17 protein-coding genes are annotated in these 22,407 nt (G+C 71.2%); 11 read left to right on the forward strand and 6 right to left on the reverse strand.

What is annotated here, in order from left to right; genetic code table 11:
* The 3 genes from CCL05_RS14985 to CCL05_RS14995 all read left to right on the forward strand — a co-directional run.
* Positions 1–1,160: sialidase family protein (locus tag CCL05_RS14985; RefSeq protein WP_107400462.1), on the forward strand; the 1,160-nt coding region annotated here is incomplete at its 5' end.
* A 70-nt stretch (positions 1,161–1,230) separates the two neighbouring features.
* A complete protein-coding gene (locus CCL05_RS14990) occupies positions 1,231–1,722 on the forward strand; it encodes a pyridoxamine 5'-phosphate oxidase family protein (RefSeq protein WP_086561002.1) in 492 nt (163 codons plus the stop codon).
* Positions 1,723–1,822: 100 nt separating this feature from the next.
* The gene (locus CCL05_RS14995) at positions 1,823–2,842 is read left to right on the forward strand and encodes a LacI family DNA-binding transcriptional regulator (RefSeq protein ID WP_086561003.1); all 1,020 of its coding nucleotides are present in this window, start codon (positions 1,823–1,825) and stop codon (positions 2,840–2,842) included.
* On the opposite strand, the gene CCL05_RS15000 is transcribed toward CCL05_RS14995, so the two are convergent.
* The gene (locus CCL05_RS15000) at positions 2,839–6,816 is read right to left on the reverse strand and encodes a glycosyl hydrolase (RefSeq protein ID WP_086561004.1); all 3,978 of its coding nucleotides are present in this window, start codon (positions 6,814–6,816) and stop codon (positions 2,839–2,841) included. The two genes, CCL05_RS14995 and CCL05_RS15000, sit on opposite strands and share 4 nt — an antisense overlap.
* Positions 6,817–7,024: 208 nt before the next feature.
* Here CCL05_RS15000 and CCL05_RS15005 point away from each other — a divergent pair, with 208 nt between their 5' ends.
* From CCL05_RS15005 to htpG, 7 genes are all read left to right on the forward strand, one after another.
* Positions 7,025–8,287, forward strand: a complete 1,263-nt coding sequence (locus CCL05_RS15005) for an MFS transporter (protein ID WP_086561031.1) — start codon at positions 7,025–7,027, stop codon at positions 8,285–8,287.
* 31 nt (positions 8,288–8,318) lie between these two features.
* Positions 8,319–9,782, forward strand: a complete 1,464-nt coding sequence (locus CCL05_RS15010; RefSeq protein ID WP_086561005.1) for an L-fucose/L-arabinose isomerase family protein — start codon at positions 8,319–8,321, stop codon at positions 9,780–9,782.
* A 515-nt stretch (positions 9,783–10,297) separates the two neighbouring features.
* Positions 10,298–11,572, forward strand: coding sequence for a cation:proton antiporter (locus CCL05_RS15015; protein ID WP_086561006.1), 1,275 nt, complete (start codon positions 10,298–10,300; stop codon positions 11,570–11,572).
* A 196-nt stretch (positions 11,573–11,768) separates the two neighbouring features.
* Positions 11,769–12,056, forward strand: coding sequence for a DUF3040 domain-containing protein (locus CCL05_RS15020; RefSeq protein ID WP_086561007.1), 288 nt, complete (start codon positions 11,769–11,771; stop codon positions 12,054–12,056).
* A 175-nt stretch (positions 12,057–12,231) separates the two neighbouring features.
* Entirely contained in the window at positions 12,232–12,909 is a 678-nt protein-coding gene (locus CCL05_RS15025; protein WP_086561008.1) for a hypothetical protein, read from the forward strand.
* A 123-nt stretch (positions 12,910–13,032) separates the two neighbouring features.
* The gene (locus tag CCL05_RS15030) at positions 13,033–13,749 is read left to right on the forward strand and encodes a class F sortase (RefSeq protein WP_208641511.1); all 717 of its coding nucleotides are present in this window, start codon (positions 13,033–13,035) and stop codon (positions 13,747–13,749) included.
* An 87-nt stretch (positions 13,750–13,836) separates the two neighbouring features.
* On the forward strand, positions 13,837–15,735 hold the full coding sequence (gene htpG / locus CCL05_RS15035; protein ID WP_086561010.1) for a molecular chaperone HtpG: 1,899 nt from the start codon (positions 13,837–13,839) through the stop codon (positions 15,733–15,735).
* 12 nt (positions 15,736–15,747) lie between these two features.
* Here htpG and CCL05_RS15040 read toward each other — a convergent pair whose 3' ends face one another.
* The gene (locus tag CCL05_RS15040) at positions 15,748–15,978 is read right to left on the reverse strand and encodes a twin-arginine translocase TatA/TatE family subunit (RefSeq protein WP_086561011.1); all 231 of its coding nucleotides are present in this window, start codon (positions 15,976–15,978) and stop codon (positions 15,748–15,750) included.
* 191 nt (positions 15,979–16,169) lie between these two features.
* Here CCL05_RS15040 and CCL05_RS15045 point away from each other — a divergent pair, with 191 nt between their 5' ends.
* On the forward strand, positions 16,170–16,679 hold the full coding sequence (locus tag CCL05_RS15045; protein WP_086561012.1) for a cupin domain-containing protein: 510 nt from the start codon (positions 16,170–16,172) through the stop codon (positions 16,677–16,679).
* 70 nt (positions 16,680–16,749) lie between these two features.
* On the opposite strand, the gene CCL05_RS15050 is transcribed toward CCL05_RS15045, so the two are convergent.
* The 4 genes from CCL05_RS15050 to CCL05_RS15065 form a co-directional block, all read right to left on the reverse strand.
* Positions 16,750–19,215: a CBM35 domain-containing protein gene (locus tag CCL05_RS15050; RefSeq protein WP_086561013.1), complete on the reverse strand. Its 2,466-nt coding sequence runs from the start codon at positions 19,213–19,215 to the stop codon at positions 16,750–16,752.
* A 100-nt stretch (positions 19,216–19,315) separates the two neighbouring features.
* Positions 19,316–20,140, reverse strand: a complete 825-nt coding sequence (locus CCL05_RS15055; RefSeq protein ID WP_086561014.1) for a carbohydrate ABC transporter permease — start codon at positions 20,138–20,140, stop codon at positions 19,316–19,318.
* On the reverse strand, positions 20,137–21,060 hold the full coding sequence (locus CCL05_RS15060) for a carbohydrate ABC transporter permease (protein WP_086561015.1): 924 nt from the start codon (positions 21,058–21,060) through the stop codon (positions 20,137–20,139). Before CCL05_RS15060 ends, CCL05_RS15055 begins: the two co-directional genes overlap by 4 nt.
* A gap of 2 nt (positions 21,061–21,062) precedes the next feature.
* Positions 21,063–22,394, reverse strand: a complete 1,332-nt coding sequence (locus CCL05_RS15065) for an ABC transporter substrate-binding protein (RefSeq protein ID WP_086561016.1) — start codon at positions 22,392–22,394, stop codon at positions 21,063–21,065.
* Positions 22,395–22,407: the final 13 nt, after the last annotated feature.

Below are 22,407 nucleotides of genomic sequence, written 5' to 3' on the forward strand. Positions count from 1 at the left end.
CGCCAGCCCACCCCACCGAGCCGGGCCGCACCGAGACCCATCTGGCCGCCCCGGCCGTGCAGAACCACGCCGCCAACCTCACGGTCCTGCCCGGCGGCGACGTCGGCTGCGTCTGGTTCGGCGGTACCCAGGAAGGCGTCGCCGACATCTCGGTGTGGTTCTCCCGCCTCGCCCCGGACGCCGGCACCTGGTCCGTCCCCGTGCGCCTCTCCGCCGACGACACCCGCTCCGAGCAGAACCCGCTGCTGTTCCCCGCCCCCTCGGGCGACCTCTGGCTCCTGCACACCGCACAGCGCGCCGGACACCAGGACACGGCCGAGGTCCGGCTGCGCGTCAGCCACGACGAGGGCGCCACCTGGGGCCCGGCCCGCGTCCTGTTCCCGGCGACCGAGCAGGGCGGCGTCTTCGTCCGCCAGCCCATCGTCCAAGTCCCCGGCGGCGAACGGCTGTTGCTGCCCGTCTTCCGCTGCGTCGCCCCACCCGGCACACCGTGGTCGGGCGACCGGGACACCAGCTCCGTCATGATCAGCGACGACGGCGGACGCACCTGGCGCGAACGCCCCGTCCCGGGCAGCACCGGCCTCGTCCACATGAACATCCGCCCGCTGCCGGGCGGTTCACTCCTGGCCCTCTTCCGCAGCCGTCGCGCGGACGCCGTGCACAGCAGCGCCTCGTACGACGGCGGCGAGACCTGGACCGAGCCACACCCCCTGGACCTGCCGAACAACAACTCCTCGATCCAGTACACCGTCCTCGCCGACGGCAGGCTCGCCCTCGTCTACAACCACAGCAGCGCGGCGGACGCCGTGGCCCGCAGGGCGTCGCTGTACGACGAGATCGACGACGGGGGAGTGGCGGGGACACTCCCCTCGGCGAACGCCCCCACGGGCGACGCGTTCTGGGGCGCCCCCCGCGCCCCGCTCTCCCTGGCCCTCTCCGCGGACGGCGGACGCACCTGGCCACTGCGCCACGACCTCGAAACCGGCGACGGCCACTGCCTGACCAACAACTCCCGCGACGGCCTCAACCGCGAGTTGTCCTACCCCTCCCTCGCCCAGACACCGGACGGCACCCTCCACGTCGCCTACACCCACCACCGCCGCACCATCAAGCACATCCGCCTGGAGGGCGACTGGCTGAAGAGCGAGTTCCCCGCCTGACCCGGCCCCCGCTCCTAAAGTGACCCCCATCCGACCGGAAGCACCGGCACACCGGAAACAGGGGGAACGCATGAGTGAGGACACCCGCAGCGCGGCACGCGCGATCATCGACCGGAACCTGTACATGGTGCTGGCCACCGTCGGCCAGGACGGCGCCCCCTGGGCCTCGCCCGTCTTCTACTCCACCGAGGACGGACGGGACCTGTACTGGGTCTCGTCCCCCGAGGTCACGCACTCCCGCAACATCGCCCACGAGCCCCGGATCGGCATCGTCCTCCACGACTCCCGGGCCCCGGTGGGCACGGCGAGTCCCCTCGCCCTGTATCTGAAGGCCACGGCGGAGGAACTCCACGGGGAGGCGGCCCTGGAGGGCCTGCGGGTGATCCCCCGCCCCGCCGGACGCGGCGGCCGCTCCCTCGAACCGGAGGAGGTTCGTCCGCCTGCCCCGTGGCGGGTGTACCGGGCCCGGGTCGGCGAGTACTCGATGATCTGCCCCCGCGGTGAGGGACGTTGCGCCGAACACGGGCTGGACTACGAGCACCGCACCACAGTCCTCCTGTGACGAGCGGGCGGGAAAAACGTTCCAAGCCCGGTCACGTTATACTTGCGGCGCCCATGAAGGCCACGGTCGTGCCTGGTCGCACGGCTGCAACAGCGAGGGGGTGGACGCCGTTCCGGCACGCCCCGCCCGCATCCAGGACGTCGCGGCCGCCGCCGGCGTCTCGGTGTCCACGGTGTCGAACGTGCTCAACCGGCCCGAGCGCGTCACCGCACAGACCGCCGAGCGCGTCCGCGTCGCCGTCGCCGCGCTCGACTACGTCCCCCACCCAGGAGCCGCCGGACTGCGCACGGGGCGCGCCTCGGCCATCGGCCTGGTGCTGCCCGACGTGACCAACTCCTTCTACGCGCGCATCGCCCGGGGCGCCGCGGACGCGGCCTACGAGCACGGCTACTCCCTGGTCCTCTGTCACAGCGGAGACGACCCGGAACGGGAGCAGGGCTACTTCAGCATGCTCGTCGAGCAGCGGGCCGTGGGCGTCGTCGTCGTGCCGCTCAGCGCCGACCCGGGCCGGCTCGCCCGGCTGCGCGAGCGGGGCATCCCGCTCGTCCTGGCCGACCGCGCGATGCCCGACCGGGAGGGCTGCTCCGCCTCCGTCGACGACATCGCCGGCGGCCGGATCGCCGTACAGCACCTCCTCGACAGCGGCGCGCGCGACATCCTCGTCGTCAACGGCGAGCGCGGCATACGCCAGTGCGCCGACCGCTACCAGGGCGCCCGGCAGGCCGTGCGCAGCCGGCGCGAGGCACGGCTGGACCAGGTCGTCGCCGAGCGGATGACCGTCGCGTACGGCACACGGATCGCGCACGGCCTCGGGGACCTGCCCGACGGGGTCTTCTGCACCAACGACTTCCTCGCGGCGGGCGTGTGCCGCGGGCTGACCGACCGGGGCGTGCGCATCCCCGAGGAGGTCCAGGTGGTCGGCTACGGCGATCTGGACATCGCGACCTTCGGCGCGATCACCCTGACGACGGTCCGGCAGCCGGTCGAGGACCTCGGCCGGGCGGCCGTGGAGATGCTCCTCGACGAGATCGAGGCCCGCGCGGACCACGTCCACGAGACCCGCGTCTTCGCCCCCGGCCTCGTCGTGCGCGACTCCACCCGACCGCCCGCCGAGGACTAGATCCCGCCGTCCGATGCGGACGGGATCCGCAGCGTCACCGGCCCCAGCAGCCCCGACGACAGCTGGGACTCGAACGCCCAGGCCGTCGGCGTGGCCTCGGCGAGATACGGCGCCAGCGTGCCCCGGACGGTGACCTCCAGCCGCACGGTACGCCCGGCGGCACCGCGCAACGGGAAACGGTACGGCGCGCAGAACGCCTCACCGGCCGGCTCCCCGTCGACCGACACCTCCGCACTGCCCCGCACCCGCCCGAGATCCAGCACGGGATCGGGCCCCGACGGCACGTCCAGGACCCGCGCGTACGTCACGCCTCCGCTCCAACCGCCCAGCCCCAGCTCCCGCCAGTCCCCCAGGGGCAGCGGCGCCGGCACGGCACGCACACGCACCGGCCCCCGCCAGGCGGAGCCGCCCCGCAGGACCGCCGCCGGCTCGGTGACCACCTCGACCGAGGTGGGCTCCGGGAGCGGCCGGCGAAGTGTCAGCCGATCGTCCCCCAGGGGGAGTTCCGGCCCGTCCCCGACGCGCACGCTCGCGCGCAGCGCCAACGGCAGGCCGAGCGACACCGTTCCGGCCGGCACCGTGAACCGGAAGCGCTGCGGGATCGCGCGGACCTCGTCGGTGGACCGCGACGGCCATACGGTGCCGCCGAGCACCGGCCGGCCGGTGAGCCACCCCGTGTCCGGCAGCGGGTGCGGCCGTACCGTCGCGTGGCAGTGCTGCACCTCGCCCCGCCTGCGCTCGTCCTCGACCGTCGGCCCCCGCCAGTCACCCGCCGCGGCTTCCCAGCCGGCGCCGCTGACCAGGGCCGTCACCCCGGCTCCGGAGCGCACCACCAGGTCGACGAACACCGCGTCCCGGGCGTCGGCAGCGTCGGCCACGACCTCCAGCGTGTGCGCGCCCGCCCCGAGCACCGGTTCGTGCCGGAAGAACATCGGCACGGCGCCCCAGTCCGCCTCGTAGTACTCCACCTTCTCCTGCCGCGCCACGACCTCCCCGTCGAGCAGCACGGTGACCGCCGAGGCGGCACCCACGACGAGCACGGCCCGGGCGTCGTCGCCAGGGACCCGCAGCCGCGCCCGGTAGGTGACGCGGCCGTCCGGCCGCACTCCGTCCGGGGGCCGCATGAACCGCGGACGCGGCCCGAGCCCGCCCGGCTCCGACAGACAGAAGAAGCTGCCCAGGGGCGTGCCGTCGGCGGCCGAGATCGTCGAGGGGCGGCTCTGGGCGCCGGACAGTTCGTACTCGAGCACGTTGCGATCCCGGGCCACCGTGACCCGGGCGGAGGCCAGGTAGCCGCCGCCGTCCGGTTCCAGCGGCTCGCCGTTCCACCACACGCGCTTGGCGCACTCCGCGCCGACGTGCAGTTCGCCGGGCCCCCGGTGGCCGGTCTCCACGATCGCCCGGACCCGGGCGGCCGTCCCGCCGACCGGCACCGGGACGCGGACGAACTCCTCGTTCACCAGCCCCTTGAGGCCCAGCAGGCCGCCCGGGTCCGGGATGCCCCGGCTCGACGAGTACACGGCGACGTCCCAGCCCGCGCCCGGTGGCACGAGCGGCAGTTCACCGGCCAGGACGCGCTCCACGGACGCGGCGTCCAGCGGCTCGGGCACTCGGCCGAGCGGCACCGGCGGCAGGACACGGACCCGGTTGCCGTAGGTGACCCGCGTCCGCTGCCAAGCCCCGCCCTCGGTCCACTCCATGGTCCAGATCTGCGGCTCGTCCACCGGCGAACCCGGGGGCAGCGCCAGATCGCCCCAGGTGTTGTCCATGGTGGGGACCAGGCGGCCGTGCCAGCCGGTCGAGACGTCGAGCACCCGGGCGGGCGCCTCCCGTCGAGGGGCCGTGGGCGCCGGCCGCCCCTCGCGCCACACGACCAGGACCGCGGGGGCACCGTCCAGCGGCACGTCGATGGTCGAGACGTCGCCGTCGCGGTCGCCGGAGACGGTGACGTGCGCGGGCGCGCGGGAACCGGTCGCCGGGTTCCACACCTCGGCCTCCGCGACGGCGGCGCGCACGGTGACGGACGAGGTGCCGGCCGCGTCGCCCGGCGGGGAGGACCCGGGCCGCAGCGGATGTGCGCCGATCTCGGGGAAGGCCGCCGTCACCAGCGCCACCGCCTCGTTCCCCGTCCGCCGCACGAGCAGCGGCACCTCGCCCGTGGCGTGACCGGCCGCGTCGGTCACGGCCGCCGCGCCGGCCTCCGGGTCGCGCACCCGCTCCAGCCGGGGATGCGCCAGCAGGGCAGCCACCATCGCGTCGTCACCGGCCCGGCCGGCGGCCGTGGCGGGAGGCCGGCCCACGACGACGACGCGGCCGCCCACGTCGAGCAGTTCGGTCAGCCGCCGCGCCGTCTCCTCCTCCAGCACACTCGCCGAGGGCAGCAGCACCGCGCGGTACGCCAGGTCCCTGACCCGCAGGGCGCCGTCCGCGGCCTTGGCACGCTGCACCGAGTCGTCGTCGACGACGTCGAAGGAGATGCCGCGCCGGTCCAGGGCGCCGGCGTGCGGGGCGAGCCAGTTGTTCGTGCCGCACAGGTCGAGGTAGTGGGCTTGCGTCTCGTCGGCCTCGGCGTGGCCGTCGCCCAGCCGGCCGTCGCCGAAGTGCCGCACGGGCGCGTCCAGCGGGACGAGGGCCTGCATGGTCGCGGTCGGGTGCAGGACCGCCACGTCGGCGGCGTAACCGCCCCAGGACATGATCGAGCAGATCCGCGCCACGGCCCGGGAGAACGCCGGATACTGCTTCCAGTACGGCTGGCGCCAGTCGGTGGACGGCGGCGCCCACTCGAACCAGCCACCGGCCGTGCCGAAGTAACTGGCGTGCGGGTTGTACAGGTTGGCGCCGCTGCGCAGGAAGGGCAGCAGCCAATGGTAGGTGTCCTCCAGCGTGCCGCCCCAGCCTGAGGAGTGGAACGCCTCGATCCAGACCCGCTCGTGGCCGTAGAGGTGCGCCATGGAGGAGTGCACCTTGGCGTCGCCGTGGTGGTCGCTGCCGGCGGCGCCGTACCAGCGGTGGGTGCGGAAATAGTCGGTGTAGATCTGCGTCGACTGGGCCGGGTAGCCGGCGCGGGCGGGGTGGCTCTGGTCGCTGCCCAGCAGCATCCCGCGCTCCCGGTGCCATGCGGCCAGCGGCCGGAAGAGGGCCTCTTCGGTGAGTTCCGCGCGGACCGCGTAGTAGTCGGCGCGGATCTTCGTCTCCGGGACGGCGGCGTCCGTGCCGAACAGGGCCGGCAGGTGGTCGAGCAGGTCGTAGCCGCGCCGGGCGCGGAACTCCTCGGCGAAGCGGTGGCTCCAGGCGTTCGTGCCCGGCAGTTCGTCCTGGAAGCTGCCCGCGACGACGGTGCCCAGGTACTCGGGCACGCGGCGGTCGTACTCGTGGTGCACGGTGTCCATCAACAGCCCGACGGCCTGCGGGTCCAGATAGTCGAACGCCGTGGGCACGGTGGTGACGAGCCGTACGCCGGTTCCGTCGGCGGCGGCGACGGACAGTTCGCCCGGGCCGTCCACGGCGACGTCGAGGCGCCGGCCCCGCGGCGAGTACGCGGCCAGCGGGGTCTCGGCGTCCCGCAGGGCCACCGTGCCCCGGGAGACGGTGACGTCGCGAGAGCGCAGCGCACCACCCCTGGCCTCGGGGTGACGCCGTGTCACACCGCCCTGCACATTGGCGCCGGAGAACCCGATCTGGTCGTAGAACCACAGGCGTGTGCCCAACTCCGCGGCGATCTCGCAGGCGTCGGTGAAGCGCGCCCACCACTCCTCGCCGAACCACGCCGGATCGTCCGCCCGGGCGCCGAACGTCGGACCGGCCGGGGCCAGGTTGATCACGACGAGGTTGTGGACACCCCCCTCGGCGAACGCCCGCAGCTGCCAGGCGAGTCGCTCGCGGGTGACCTTCGCACCCGACCACCACCACAGGGGAGCCGGGCCGAAATCGCGGGGCGGGTCCTCGAACAACTGCCGGAGCGCGGGGGAGATCACGGACGCGGTCCTTCCCCTGAAACGTTTTTAGGCCACCTTCACCGTAGGCGACCTGGAACGGTCACGCCATATCCCCGGACGGCACGGCGGACGGCGACACGCTGAAGCCGATGTCTGCGCGACACCTTGTTGCAACGTTTTTCCCGCCCTATATTCGCTGCGACCAGGCCCCCGGAACCGCGATGTCACCAGACGACGGAGTCGCATGATGGCCGGTACCCGCCCCATCCCCACACCGCTCTGGAAGGCCGCCGCCCTGTCGGGCATGGCCTCCTACCTCGACGCCGGGCTGATCGTCAGCATCTCCGTCAACCTGGCCATCTACCGCGACAGTTACGACATGGGCGTGTGGATGGCCGGTGCCATCAGCGCGATCGTCACCGGCTGCATCGCCGTCGGCTCCCTCGTCGGCGGCCGGCTCGCCGACCTCTTCGGCCGCCGCCGCGTCTACAACTGGGACATCTTCTGCTTCGCGCTCGGGGCGATCGTCATCACGCTGGCGCCCGACGACATCACGCTGCTGATCGGCGTCCTCGTCGCGGGACTCGCGGCCGGCGCCGACCTGCCGACGTCCCTGGCCGTGGTCTCGGACGCCGCGCCCTCCTGGGCCCGCGGCAGGCTCATCGCCTTCACGCAGGTCATGTGGATGCTGGGCATCACCGTCGCCATCTTCCTCGGCTTCGTCCTGTCCACCACGGGCATGACCGGGGCCCGGCTCATCACCGGACAGCTCGCCGTCGCCGCACTCGTCACCTGGGCCCTGCGCTCCCGCCTGAAGCTGTCCGCGGAGCACGACACGGCCGAGCCGGCGACGGAGGCCGCCCCGCAGCGCGTCGCCCTGAAGAAGATCTGGACGCGCGCAGCCCTGCTGCCCATGACCGCGACGTTCGTCTTCTACGTCACCTGGGGCCTCGGGGCCAACACCTTCGGCCAGTTCGGCACCTATCTGCTCGTCACCGTCAGCGACGCCTCACAGAGCCTGGCCACCGGGATCAACCTGGCCTTCATCCCGATCGGCGTGCTGCTGACCTTCGCCTTCGTCCGGGTCGCCGACAGCCCCTGGCGCGACCGGCTGTTCCACGTGGCCGCGGTGGTGCAGATCCTCGCCTTCGTCATCGCGTCCCTGACCGCGGGCGCGCTCGTCGGCATGCTCGTCTTCTTCGTGCTCTACCAGCTCTCCAACCCCTTCGCCGGAGAGGCGAACTACAAGGTGTGGTCGCAGCTCACGCTGCCCGCGGACACCCGCGGCACCACCCAGGGCCTCACCTACGCCCTGTCCCGCGGGGTCTTCGCGGTCGCCGCGTTCTTCACTCCCGCCCTGGCCGACCACAGCCCGTCCGTCCTGCTCTGGACGATCACCGCCTGCATGACGGTGGCCGCGTTCGCGGGCGTGTTCATCATCCGCGTCCTGGTCCGCCGTACCACCGGCGCCGTGCGGGACAGAGCCGACCTGCGTGTCCCCAGCACCTGAGCCGCAGCAGACCCGACAAGGAGCACCGACCATGGCAACGACCGCGGACCGCACCGCCGTACGGGCCGCCGCCCTGCACGACCTGCTCCCGCCGGTCACCCGGCGCCGTACCCGGATCGGACTGGTCGCCGGCGGACTCGGCACGTACTGGCCGCAGTTCCCCGGGCTCCTCCCGCAGCTGCAGGAGTCGGCCGCCTACGTCGCCGAGCGCTTCCGGGACATGGACGCGGAGGTGACCGACGCCGGGTTCGTCTCCGACGCCCGGGAAGGAGCGCGCGCCGCCGAGCAGTTGCGCAAGGCCGACTGCGACCTGATCGTGCTGTTCCTGACGACGTACCTCACCTCGTCGATGGTGCTGCCGATCGCGCAGCGCTCGCACACGCCGGTCCTGGTCATCGACCTCCAGCCGACCGAGAGGATGGACCACGCCTCCTTCGACACCGGCGCCTGGCTGGCCTACTGCGGCCAGTGCCCCGTCCCCGAGGTCGGCAACGTCTTCCGGCGCGCCGGCATCCCCTTCCGGTCGGTCTCGGGCTGGCTGCGGCAGGAGTCCGCCTGGCGGCGCATCGAACAGTGGATCCGGGCCGCGCACATCCGCGCCGCGCTCCGGCACGCCCGGCACGGCCTCATGGGACACGTGTACCCCGGCATGCTCGACGTGCAGACCGATCCGACGCTGCTGTCCACGACGTTCGGCTCGCACGTGGAGGTGCTGGAGTTCGACGACCTGCGGCACCGGGTGGAGCGCGTGACCGAGCAGGAGACCCGGGAGCGGATGGCGCTCGCCCGGCAGGTCTTCACCCTCGACGACAGTGTCGTGGAGGAGGACTTCGCCTGGGGCGCGACCGTTTCGGTCGCCCTCGACCGGCTCGTGGCGGACTTCCAGCTCGACAGCCTCGCGTACTACCACCGGGGCCTCGACGGGGAGCTGCACGAGCGGCTCGGTGCCGGCATGATCCTGGGTGCCTCCCTGCTCACGGCCCGGGGCGTGCCGGCGGCCGGGGAGTACGAACTGCGCACCAGCGTCGCCCAGCTCGCCTCCCAGAGCGTCGGTGCCGGAGGCTCCTTCACCGAGATCCAGGCCCTGAACTTCGAGGACGGCGTCGTGGAGATGGGCCACGACGGACCCGCCCACCTCGCGGTCAGCGCCCGCGACCCCCTGCTGCGCGGGCTCGGCGTCTACCACGGCAAACGCGGCTGGGGCGTGAGCGTCGAGTTCGACGTCCAGCACGGGCCCGTCACCCTGCTCGGCCTCGGCCAGGACGCCGACGGCAGTCTGTCCTTCGTCACCTCCGAGGGCACCGTCGTACCGGGACCCCTGCTGGAGATCGGCAACACCACCAGCCGCGTCGACTTCGGCCGCGACCCCGGGGAATGGGTGGACGCGTGGAGCGCCACGGGTGTCGGCCACCACTGGTCCCTCGCGGTCGGCCACCACGCGGCCGACTTCAGGGCGGCGGCGAGCCTGCTGGGCATCGACCACCGCCACGTGTGACAGGGAGCGGGGTGCCACCCCCGTGATGGGCGTCGCCCCCCCCAGTGACGGGTGCCGCCCGCTGTGACCGGTGCCGCGCCCGTGACAGGCCTCCCGTGATGGGTGCCCCTCCCGTGACGGGGGCCGTCCCCGAGACGGGTGTCGCCCCGTGACGGGTGTCGCTCCGTGATGGGTGTCGCCCCGTGATGGGTGTCTCCCTGTAACCGGTGCCGTCCGCCTGTCTGTTGTCGTCCCCGTGACGTGTCCTCCCGGTGACGGGTGCCGCCCCGTGACGGGCCCCGTGATGGGTGTCGCCCCCGCCCCCAAATGGGTGCGGGCACCGATGGTGACGGGCCCGGGGCCCGTGTGAGGCTGGCAACGTCGGCGAGGATCGGGCCGGTTGTCATGACCGGGGCCTCGGCCGGCGCCGAGACGCGCACGACGCCGTCCGACCCAGCCCCACGAAGGAGGAGCCCTTATCCATCCCCGCACGGTGAAACGATCCGCCCCCTGCGCGCCCGCGAAGGCGGTGACCCGTGGGACACGCTGACAGCCTCCTCGCCATGGGCGGTGCCTTCCTGGCCGCCGCCTTCCTCGCCCGCCTCGGCGGCAGGATCGGACTCCCGACGATTCCGCTGTTCATGCTCGCGGGCATCCTGCTCGGCCCGCACACCCCGGGCCTGGTCATCGTCGAGGACGCACACGACTTCGAGATGCTCTCCGCGCTCGGCCTGGTGCTGCTGCTGTTCTACCTGGGCCTGGAGTTCCACCTCGACGACCTCAGGAGCGGCGGCCGCCGTCTGCTGACGGCCGGCGGCATCTATCTGCTGCTCAACGTCGGCGCGGGTCTGGTCTTTGGGTTCGCCCTGGGCTGGGGCCTGAGGGAGGCGCTGGTGCTCGCCGGTGTCCTGGGGATCTCCTCGTCCGCCATCGTCACCAAGATCCTCATCGACCAGGGCCGCATCGGCCGCCCGGAGACCCGCCTCATCCTGGGCGTCATCGTGGTCGAGGACATCTTCCTGGCCCTCTACCTCGCCGCGCTCCAGCCGGTCATCAGCGGCGCCCAGGGCGTCGGCGACATGGTCCTCCAGGGCGCCAAGGCCTTCGGATTCCTGCTGCTGCTCGCTGCCGCGGCCCGCTACGGCAGCCGGCTGGTCGGGCGCCTCATCGCCACCCGCGACAACGAGCTGCTCGTCATCAGCTTCCTCGGCGCGGCCGTCCTCGTTGCGGGAGTCGCCGAGGTCCTCGGAGTGGCCGACGCCATCGGCGCGTTCATGGTCGGCCTGATCCTGGCCGGCACGCCCTCCGGCCCGCGCATCCGGGAGCTCGTGCATCCGCTGCGCGACGCCTTCGCGGCGATCTTCTTCTTCGCCTTCGGGCTCTCCATCGACCCCGGCGACATCGTCTCCGTCGTCGGCCCGGTCACCGCGGCAGCGGTCCTGACCGTCGTCATGAACGTGGCCGCGGGACTCCTCGTCGCCCGCGTGTACCGCTACGGCACCGAGCCCGCCGCCGAGATCGCCACCACCCTCGTGGCCCGCGGAGAGTTCGCGCTGATCCTGGCCGCCATGGCCGCCAGCGCCGGACTCGACGCCCGGCTCGCCCCGTTCATCGCCGGGTACGTCCTCGTCCTCGCGATCCTCGGCCCCATCGCCGCCGGCCAGGCGCATCTGCTCGCCCGCGCGCTCCGGGCGGCCCAGGACCTCCTGCCCGGCCGCACGGCCCCGTCGTACGACACGGAGCCGCGCTCCCCGTACGACAGCACACCGTCGTCCGCCACCGCCGCTCTGCCGGCCGAGGCCGAGCGGTAGGGGTGTCCCGGCACACCCTCGTCCGCACGCGCGGCTCTCGTCGTGGCTGGTCGCGCAGTTCCCCGCGCCCCCTGAAGGGGCGCGGCGTTCGTACGGGGCGGCCACCGGGAAGGATGGGTGTGGGCCCCATGACGGACGCCGCTGGAGGGGAAAGCCGAAGCCCTGGTGAGACCGGCCGCGCCGCGAAGGAGAAGCCGTGCCCCAGTCCGAAGACGCGCGTCTCGTCGACCTCGAAGCACGCCTCGAGCGGGAGGATCCCAGGTTCACCCGGGCCATGAGAGCCGGCCGCCCGGCCCGGCCCCGGGAGTACCGGCGTACCGGAGCCTGGTGGGCCCTGGCCCTCGGCGTGGCCGTCCTGGGCTCCGGCATCGCCCTGGCACAGGGGCTGCTCATCGCCACCGGGCTGGTTCTCGTCGGCATGGCGGCCCAGCTGGTCGACCCGGACCCGAGCCGCCTGGGCCGGCAGAGGCGGAGGCGATGGTGACGCGCGGCGGAGTGTCCCCGACCGGGGCGAATGCCGCCGTCAGGGTGGGGTTGTAACCCGTGTGAACGCCCTGGATGGTGGGACGGCCCCGCGTGACTGACGGTGGTTCACGTCAAGGCCGGTCTCGTGAGCTGGCGAGGCGTCAGCGCCCGGCCCGCGACGGAAGGACTCACCGATGCGCTCTGCCCGCATGCTGCTCGCGACGGCCACGGCCACGGCCGCCCTCGCGATCGCCGCACCCGCCGCCTACGCCCAGGCGATGGGTGACTGGGACCACGACAACACTTCTAACAGCAGGGAGCACCACAAGGACGGCAAACACGACGAGCCGCGCGGCGGTATGCACACGGGTGGCGGAGCCCTGGCCGCGGTGACCGCGGACGACGGGGACGACCCGGACCACCGCAAGGACGGCGAGCACGGCAAGCATGAGGAGCACGCCAAGGACGAGGACCACGGGAAGGACTCCGAGCACGGCGACAAGCACCACAAGCCGCACGGCGGGATGGACACGGGCAGCGGAGCCCTGGCCGCGGTGAACTCCGACGACGACTGGGACCAGGACTCCCTCGGGGACGACGAGCGCGGCGAGGACTCCTGGGGCGACAAGCAGGACGAGGACCCCTGGGGCGACAAGCAGGAGGACCACGGCAAGGAGGAGGACCACGGCAAGCACGACAACGGCTCGTGGCAGGGCGACAAGCACGACAAGCCGCACGGGGGCATGCACACCGGTGGCGGCGCACTGGCCGCGGGACCGGCCGTGACGGCCGGCGGTCTCGCGGTACTGGCGGTGGCCGGCACCGGCCTGTACGCACTGCGCCGCCAGAAGGCCTCCCGGGGCGCGGTATGACCGAGGCCTGACCTCGTAGCCGCCGTGGCCGCCGCACGTGCTCCTCGCGTCGCGGCGGCCCGGCTCGTCCCCCCCCGCGTGCCGTCTCCGTTCCGCTGCCGTGCCCGAATGAGGTGGTCTCCGATGGCAGCCAGCCCCCTTCTCCCTGCCGAGCCCGGCCTCCCGCCGTCGAGGCGGCGATTCCGTACCGTCATGACGGTCCTGTGGAGTCTCGCCGCCCTGGTCCTGACCGTGAGCATGGTCGCCGGCCGTGGTGAGTCGTCGTCCGACACCGGCGGCCCGCCGCACGCCCCGCCGGCCGTCTCGCAGGCCGCACCCGCCGTGCCCGACGCGCCGCCCTCGTCCCCAGCACCGCACCGGACCGACGCGTCCGGGGCCGGACCCCATCTGCCACGGTCCCGGCCGGTCCGCCTGTACATCCCCAAGATCTCCGTGAACGCGCCCTTCACCGACCTCGTCATCGGCCGTTCAGGTCAGCTCCAACCGCCTCCGGCCCACGACACCAACCTCGTCGGCTGGTACGCCAAGGGCGTCTCGCCCGGCGAGGCCGGAACCGCGATCATCGCCGGGCACGTGGACACCGCGACGTCACCGGCCGTGTTCGCGGGGCTCAGCGAGCTGAGGAAGGGCGACCGGTTCCACGTGGCGCGAGCCGACGGCAGCAGGGCGACCTTCGTGGTCGACGACGCGGAATCCTTCGAGAAGGACGAGTTCCCCAGCGAGCGCGTGTACCGCGACACCCCGGACGCCCAGGTCCGGCTCATCACATGCTCGGGCCCCTACGACCGTCAGGCCCGGGACTACACCGAGAACCTGGTCGTCTTCGCCCACCTCGTGTGACTTCCGGGTCCCCGGCCCTGACGTGGTGTTTTAAAGTGTCTGCCACCAGTTCAGGCGACTGAGGGACCTGTGAGGTATTCGCGAACCATGACGACCGAAACGTTTGAGTTCCAGGTAGAGGCACGTCAGCTGCTCCAGCTGATGATCCACTCGGTCTACTCGAACAAGGATGTCTTCCTGCGGGAGCTCGTCTCCAACGCCTCCGACGCGCTGGACAAGCTGCGCCTGGAGAAGCTGCGGGACGACTCGCTCGACGCCGACGTGTCCGACCTGCACATCGAGATCGACGTCGACAAGGACGCCCGGACCCTCACCGTGCGGGACAACGGCATCGGGATGTCGTACGACGAGGTCGGACAGCTCATCGGCACCATCGCCAACTCGGGCACGGCCCGTTTCCTGAAGGAGCTGCGGGAGGCCCAGGACGGGGCCGGCGCCGAGGGGCTCATCGGCCAGTTCGGCGTCGGCTTCTACTCCGGCTTCATGGTGGCGGACGAGGTGACGCTGCTGACCCGGCGCGCCGGCGAGAGCCAGGGGACGCGCTGGACGTCGCGCGGCGAGTCGACGTACACGCTGGACAAGGTCGAGGACGCCCCGCAGGGCACCTCCGTGACGCTCCACCTCAAGCCCGCCGACCCGGAGAACCAGCTCCACGACTACACCTCGCCGTGGACGATCAGGGAGATCGTCAAGCGGTACTCGGACTTCATCACCTGGCCCATCCGGATGGTCCCGGAGAAGGGCGACGGCGAGGACGCGCCCGAGCCCGAGACGCTGAACTCCATGAAGGCCCTGTGGGCGCGGTCGCGCTACGAGGTGTCCGACGACGAGTACCACGAGCTCTACAAGCACATCAGCCACGACTGGCGCGAGCCGCTGGAGACGATCCGGCTCCAGGCCGAGGGCACCTTCGAGTACCAGGCCCTGCTCTTCGTGCCCTCGCACGCCCCGCACGACCTGTTCACGCGGGACTTCAAGCGCGGCGTCCAGCTGTACGTGAAGCGCGTCTTCATCATGGACGACTGCGAGGCGCTGCTGCCGCCCTACCTCCGCTTCGTCAAGGGCGTCGTCGACGCGCAGGACCTCTCGCTCAACGTCTCCCGCGAGATCCTCCAGCAGGACCGGCACATCCGGATGATGCAGCGCCGGCTGACGAAGAAGGTCCTCTCCACGGTCAAGGAGATCAAGACCAAGGACGCCGACCGCTACGCCACGTTCTGGCGGGAGTTCGGCACCGTCCTGAAGGAGGGCCTGGTCACCGACTCCGAGAACCGGGACGCCATCCTCGCCGTCGCGTCGTTCGCCACCACGCACGCCGAGGACGAGCCGACCACCCTCGCGCAGTACGTGGAGCGGATGAAGGACGGCCAGGAGGACATCTACTACATCACCGGCGAGTCCCGGCAGAGCATCGAGAACTCCCCGCACATGGAGGCGTTCCGGGACAAGGGCATCGAGGTCCTGCTGCTCACCGACGCGGTCGACGAGGTGTGGGTCGACGCCGTCGGCGAGTACGAGGGCAAGAAGCTGCGCTCCGTCGCCAAGGGCGAGATCGACCTCGACGGCGAGAAGGACGAGAAGGCCGGCGGGGAGCGGGAGAAGCAGGCCGAGGAGTACGCCGGACTGCTCGGCTGGATGCGTGAGCAGCTGGACGAGGACATCAAGGAGGTGCGCCTGTCGGCGCGGCTCACCGTCTCCCCGGCCTGTGTCGTCTCGGACGCGCACGACCTGACCCCGGCCCTGGAGAACATGTACCGGGCGATGGGCCAGGAGGTGCCGCGCACCAAGCGGATCCTCGAACTCAACCCCGGCCACCCGCTGGTGAAGAACCTGAACCAGGCGTACCAGGAGCGCGAGGACCGCTCGGGCCTCGTGGAGTCCGCCGAGCTGCTCCACACGCTGGCGGTGCTCGCCGAGGGCGGCCAGCCCAAGGATCCCGCGCGCTTCGTCAAGCTGGTGGCCGACCGCCTGGAGCGCACGCTGTAGGCAGGGAGAGGATCAGCGGGGGTCCGGGGCGTCCGCAGCCCGCGCGCCGGGCGGGACGATCTCGCCCTGGACCACCCGTGGCGCGGGGGCCGTCCCGGCCTCCTCGTCCTTCGCGGCGCGTGCCTCGGCCTTGAGGATGCGGGCGGACTTGCCGGCCGACCGGGCCAGCTCGGGCAGCTTCTTCGCCCCGATCACGGCTATGACGACGATGAGGAGGATCGCGAGCTCGCTCAGTCCGAACATGATGTCCTGTCCTTTCTCGCCCGGGCCGGGCACGGCCTGAGCGTATAGGGCGGGGAGCCCCCTTGTGATCCCCGCCCTCGGTAGGTCCCCAGCCCTCATCCCGGTCCGACGCAAGATCATCCGTGCGCCCGATGCCGCCTTCCAGGGGCGGGAGCGACCATGCTGGTGGAGACCTGCCGAAGGAGCGCATCATGTCGTACCCCGAGTACCCGGAGTCCCGCTACCACGGCGACAAGGGCGAGGTGAACGCGGTTTTCCGCCCGGCCGACACCCCGCCGGACATCTCCTCGCCCGGCGGCGCCACCCACTACCTCGCCACCACCGAGTCGACGGGCGGCGAATTCGGCCTGTACAAGGTGGAGTTGGGTGCACGGTCCGCTGGAGCCAAGACGCACTTCCACAAGGCGATGTCGGAGTCCTTCTACATCCTCTCCGGCGAACTGCAGCTGTACAACGGCGAAAGGTGGGTCACGGGCCGCGCGGGTGACTTCCTGTACGTACCGGTCGGCGGCCTGCACGCCTTCAAGAACGTGACCGACGAGCCCATGTCCATGCTCCTGCTCTTCTCCCCGGGCGCCCCACGCGAGGAGTACTTCCAGCGGGTCGCGGAGATGACACAGCGCGGTGGCGAGGAACTCAAGCAGTTCCGCATCCGGCACGACAGCTACTTCGTGGAGGACTTCGAGCCCGGGGCGGAGTAGTTCGTCCCGCAGGCCGGTTGCGGAGGAGAACCGCTCGCTCCTCCGCAACCGCCTCCGGTCGGTGTGCGGTTCAGCCCACGACCCGGCCCAGCTCGATCCGGTCGATGTTCGGCGCCCAGGCGCTCGCGTTGCCGAACGTCACCTTGTTCGCGCCCTTCGCCAGATCGACCGGGACCCCGACGGTCCAGTAGTCGTCCCAGCTCCAGGTGTTCTTGAAGGTGACCTTCACCGGGTCCGCCGTCCCGACCGTGATGTCCGCCGTACGGGACATGATGTCCGTGTTGTAGGCGTGGCCGTTGTCCCTGCGGTCGTTGTGCGCGTAGTGGACGACCAGCAGATAGCGGCCGGACCGGGGCGCGTTCACCGTGAACTCGGCGGTGCTGGAGGGGCTGTTGCCGAGCGAGCCGATGTACGAGCCGGCCGACGCGTGCGGGGAGTCGACGAGCTCGGCCCCGCCGGCCAGCGTGGCCTTGGCGCCCTCGTAGGAGAGGGTGCCGACGGCCGAGCCGTCGCCGGAGACGTCGAGCGAGCGGACGGCGGAGTGGCTGGACGTCATCGCGATCCGGTTGTTGCCCGCGACCAGGTAGAGCCGCAGCGGGCGGCCGGGCGCGGCCGTGACCGTCTCCCCGTGCAGCGAGAGCTTCACGGCCGCCGAGGTGCGCGGCACCACGGTGTAGTAGCCGTCGCGCGGGGCGTAGACGTCGAACACGGCCTTGTCACCGGAGCGCAGGACCAGGGATCCCGTGCCCACACCGGCCGACGAGGTGTAGTCGTAGGACGGCTTGCCGCTGATGTCCGCCAGCGTGGCCTCGTAGGACGCGGCGGGCGTGCCCGTCAGCGCGGTCAGGTCGATCCGGTCCAGGGTGACCTCGGCGTCGCCCTTGGACAGGGTCAACTGATGTGTGCCCGCCTTCAGTTGGACACGGACGTCCTTCTTGGCGCGGTACGTCCAGTTCTCCGTGGAGGGGTAGGTGACCGTCACCGGGTCGCCGCCGTCGACCGACAGCTTCTGCGTGGCCGGGCCGCCGGACTGGTTGCCGTACAGGATCGCCAGGTCGTACGTGCCGTCCTTCGGCACCGTCACCGAGAAGGCGACCTTGCTGCCGGGCTGGTTGAGCGAGCCGACGTCCTTGGTGCCGGAGGCCGCGTAGCCGTTGGCGTTCTGGACCGTGCCCTGCGTGTACACCTTGCCGTCGGTGATGGCCGCGTCCTCGGCCTCGTACGACGCCGACCACGGGACGTTGGCGGCGGACGGGGTGCCGGCGCCGCCGGGGGTGAGGACGATCCGGTACGCCGACATCTTGTGCAGGCCGCGCAGCGGCACGGTCACCGAGCCGTCGTCCGCGACCTTCACCTTCGTGCGCGCGAGGACCCGCGGCGCCGCGTGCTGCCCCTCGTACCCGGACCAGGCGGCCTCGGCGACGGTCGCGGTGACCGTGCGGCCGAACACCGACCGGGGGACATCGCGCACGACCACGTCCGAGTCGCCCGTGGAGCCGCCGAGCAGGACCTGCGCCTGGCGGCGGGAGGTGTCGAGGGAGGCCAGCCCCTGGAGCGTGTCGATGGTGTTCGGCTGCGGCGGCGTCACCTTCACGGTGTCGCCGGTCATGCCCGCGTACCAGCGGAACAGCCACCAGCCGCCGTTGGGGATGTTCGAGCGCACCACCTGGCCGCTGAGATTGCCGGCGGCGTCCCAGTAGGCCATGTTCGCGTACACCTTGTTGCGCTCGAACATCGACACCCACTGCACGAGCTGTCCGGGCACGGACAGGTCGCGGCGGTTGGCGTACTCGTCGATGTTGATCTTCAGCGGGGCGATGCCCGCCTCACGCTCCAGCGTGCGGTAGTCGTCGTAGTGCGCCTGGAAGTCGCGCAGCGAGCCGGAGCCCAGCTCGTGCCAGGTCATCACCTGGGGCAGCACGTTCTCCCGCTTGGCGAAGGCCAGGAAATCCTTCAACAGACGGTTGTGGTAAGCGGCTTCGTTGGGTCCGGCGATCCTCGCGTCCGGGTCGATCGCGCGGATCCGCTGGTACACCGTCTTCCAGTCCCGGAAGAACCGGTCGCGGTTCTTCTCGTACTGCGCCTGGTCGGCGACGTCGAGCTTGTACCAGATCTGGTCCGGCTCGTTGAACGGGATGTAGACGAAGCGGTCGCTGTTCGGGTCGGCCGAGACCTCCTTGACGATCTTGTCGACCTTGGGGAGGTAGTCGTCGATGCCGAGGTCCTCGTACGGCCACTTGGCGTAGATGTCCTGCATCATCACGTTGATCTCGCCGCCGCCGGCGCGGAAGAACGACTTCGAGACCGTGAGGGCGTCGCCGTTGGGGTGCTGGGCGCCGCCCTCCGGCTTCTGCGAGACGCTGGTGATCTTCAGCGGCTCCATCGCGGCGTCGCTGGGCACGCCGTCGTCGCTGAGGCCGTACAGCGCGCCGTTGGCGCCGAGCATCACCGGGCCCTCGGAGGACTTGAGGTCGACGGTGAGGCGTTGGGGGTCCGCTGCTGCCGCGTTGCCGGCTGCGGGGAGAGTGGCTGCCATGGCGGCTGCTCCAAGTAGTGCTGTCATCAAGGCGGTTCTGGTACGAGATCTCGTACGGGCTCTCGTGCGGGCGGGGGTGATCACGCTGCTGGACCTCCAGTCACTTCACGGCTCCACTGGTGATTCCGGACACGATCTTTCGCTGGCCGACGAGGAACACGGCGACCATGGGCAGGCTCATCACCACGACGTACGCGAAGACGAGATGCCAGTTGTTGAGGTAGAGCTGGGCGCTGGCGACCTGGTAGAGGTTGAGCGGCAGGGTCGCCCGCTCTCCGCCGCCGAGGACGAAGAACGCGTAGAAGATGTCGCTCCAGGCGTAGAGCATCACCATGATCGTCGCGGTGGCGATCACCGGCCGGAGCAGCGGCAAAACGATCCGCCAGAAGATGCGGGACGGACTCGCCCCGTCCATCCGGGCCGCCTCCTCCAACTCCACGGGGATGGCGCGGATGAAGCCCGTCATGAAGAAGACCGACGTGGACAGGTACATCCCGGTGTAGACGGCGATCATGCCGGGGCGGGTGTTGGACAGCCCCAGTTGCCGCAGCTCCATCACGATCGTGATGACGGCGGGCGGCAGCAGCAGTCCGCTGATGCACAGCGCGTACGCCGCCGAGACCAGCTTCGACTTCCGGCGGGCGAAGACCCAGGCCGCGCCCGCGCCCAGGATCAGCACCAGTACCACCGAAGGCACCACGACCAGCAGCGAGTTGAGGAAACCGCGCAGCATCTCGCCCTGGCCGACGGCGTCCGCATAGTTGCTCGCGGGCTGCCAGTGCCGGGGCAGGTCCAGGTTCGGTTTGATCGCCTCGGCCTGCGGCTTGGCCGAGGTGACGGCGACCAGCCACAGCGGCACGCCCACGGCCAGTGCGGCGAGCAGGACGACGAGGGCCGGGCGGCCGTACCGCCACACCGCGGTCACAGCATCTGCTCCCTTCGCCGGAGCCCCACGACCAGCGGGATCGCCACGGCGACCACCACCAGGAACAACACGAGGCTCATCGCGGAGGCCTGCGCGTACAGGCCCTGCCCGAAGATCCGGAACATGTAGATGTTGAAGACCTCCGTGGAGGCCGCGGGGCCGCCGCCCGTGGTGGCCTGCACGATGTCGAAGGTGTTCATCGAACCGATCAGCGCGGTGGTGACGTTGAAGGTGACGGCCGGCGCGAGCATCGGCCAGCGCACGGACCAGAAGGTCCGCCAGGGCCCCGCGCCGTCGCACTTCGCGGCCTCCAGCATCTCGCCGAGAATGCCCTTGAGCCCGGCCAGATAGATCAGCATCGACAGGCCCATCCACTTCCAGCCGTGGATGAGCGTGACGATCACCAGCGTCCAGGTCGTCGAGCCCAGCCACGGGACGTCCGTGCCCAGAACGGAGTTGACGGCCCCGTCCTGGTCGAGCAGCGCCTGGAAGACATAACCGGTCGCGAGGGCCGAGATCAGCACCGGCAGGAAGAAGACGGCACGGAAGAAACGGTTGAAGCGGCTGTCGTCCTCCAGCAGCAGCGCCAGCACGAGCCCGAAGCCGTTCTGGAACAGCGCCGCCAGCAGCGCGTACACCAGGGTCGTGCGGATCGCCCGCAGCAGCGAGCCGTCCTCGGCGATGGTCCGGAAGTTGTCCAGGCCCGTGAAGGCGATGTCCGCGTGGTACGAGGACCAGTTGGTGAACGGGTAGTAGAAGTTCAGCAGGTTGGGCACCAGGAAGAAGCCCGCGAAGACGACGATCGCGGGGAGCGCGAACCACCAGGGGTGGTGCACGGCTGCGCGTGGCAGCCGTCCCACGCCCTTGGGTGCGCCGTGTGCAGCCGGCTGCTTGCGCGTACGTACGACCGTGTCCGCCATGGTCAGAACCCGGGAGCGCCCTGGGCCTTGGCCACCTGCGCGAACTGGTCCTGGATCGCCTGCGCGACCTGCTGCGGGCTCTTCTTGCCGAAGATCATGTCGGCCAGGTAGAGGTGGGTGTCGGGGGCGACGATCGCCTTGGCCTGGAAGACGCCGATGGCCTTGGGCAGGGCCGCCAGCTGGTCCTTGGACGTCTCGGGCAGTCCGTCGGGGGTGGGAACGGACGGCTGCACGGACGGGATCTTCATCGTCCTGATGTAGTCCGGGTAGTCCGGTCCGAGCCAGAAGGCGAGGAACTGCCGGGCCGCGTTCTGCCGCTTGTCGTCACCGGTCTTGAAGGCGACGACACCGTTGGTCTGGTCGGGGGAGTACAGGCCGGTGGCCGAGGAGTTGGCGACCGGGAACCAGCCGATCTTCTTGTCGAGTTCGGCGGTGGAGTACTTGGCCTGCAACTGGCTCTGGAAGGACGTGACGTTGAGGACCATGCCGGCGTCGCCCTTCCACAGCGCGTCGGCCTGCCCGGTGAAGGTGCCCGTCCGGTAGTTCTTCTGGGCCAGCCCGGCGTCGAGCAGCTTCTCCTTGTACTTCTTGATCGCGCCGACGACGACCGGGTCGGTCCACTTCTTCCTGCCCGCGTTCAGATCGGCCCACCACTGCCGGTCGAGGTCGGTGAGCTGGACCTGCATCTGCCACTGCAGCGGCCACTTGTCGCCGCCGGCCTCGTAGAAGGCGGCCGCGTCGGTCTTGTCGACGACCTTGTGGCCGAGGGCGAGCAGGTCGTCGTAGGACTTCGGGAAGTCCTTCTCGCTCAGCCCGGCCTGCTTGAAGACGTCCTTGTTGTAGTAGACGCCGAGCATGGCGGGGCTGGTGACGATCGCCGCGTACCGCTTGCCGTCGATGACGCCGAGGGACTTCTCGGTGTCGCCGAGCTTGGAGACCCACGGCTCCTTGTCGAGGGTCAGGAGGTTCTGCTTCGGCTGGACGAACGGCAGCGTGGAGATGGACGGCTGCCAGAACATCAGGTCGGGGCGGTCGCCGGAGGCCAGCTTCGTCGGCACGTTCTGCTCGTAGAGGTCCGGGATCGCCTGGGTGTCGACCTTGGCGCCGGTGGCCTTCTCGAAGGCGTCGATGACCTGCTTGGGCGCGGTCACCGTGTTCTGCGCGGTCCACATGGTCAGCTTGACGCCGTCCAGCCGGGCGGTCGGATTCACCGCCGCCTGCTTGGCATCCGAACCGTCCGAACCGGAGTCCCCGGCGGTGGGGTCGCTGCACGCGGTGGCGGCCAGGCCGACGGCGCATATCAGCGCCAGGGCGGGGAGAGCTCTTCTCTTCATCTCGTGCCTTTCG

The sequence above is a fragment of the Streptomyces africanus genome, assembly GCF_002150735.1.
GTDB lineage: Bacteria > Actinomycetota > Actinomycetes > Streptomycetales > Streptomycetaceae > Streptomyces > Streptomyces africanus.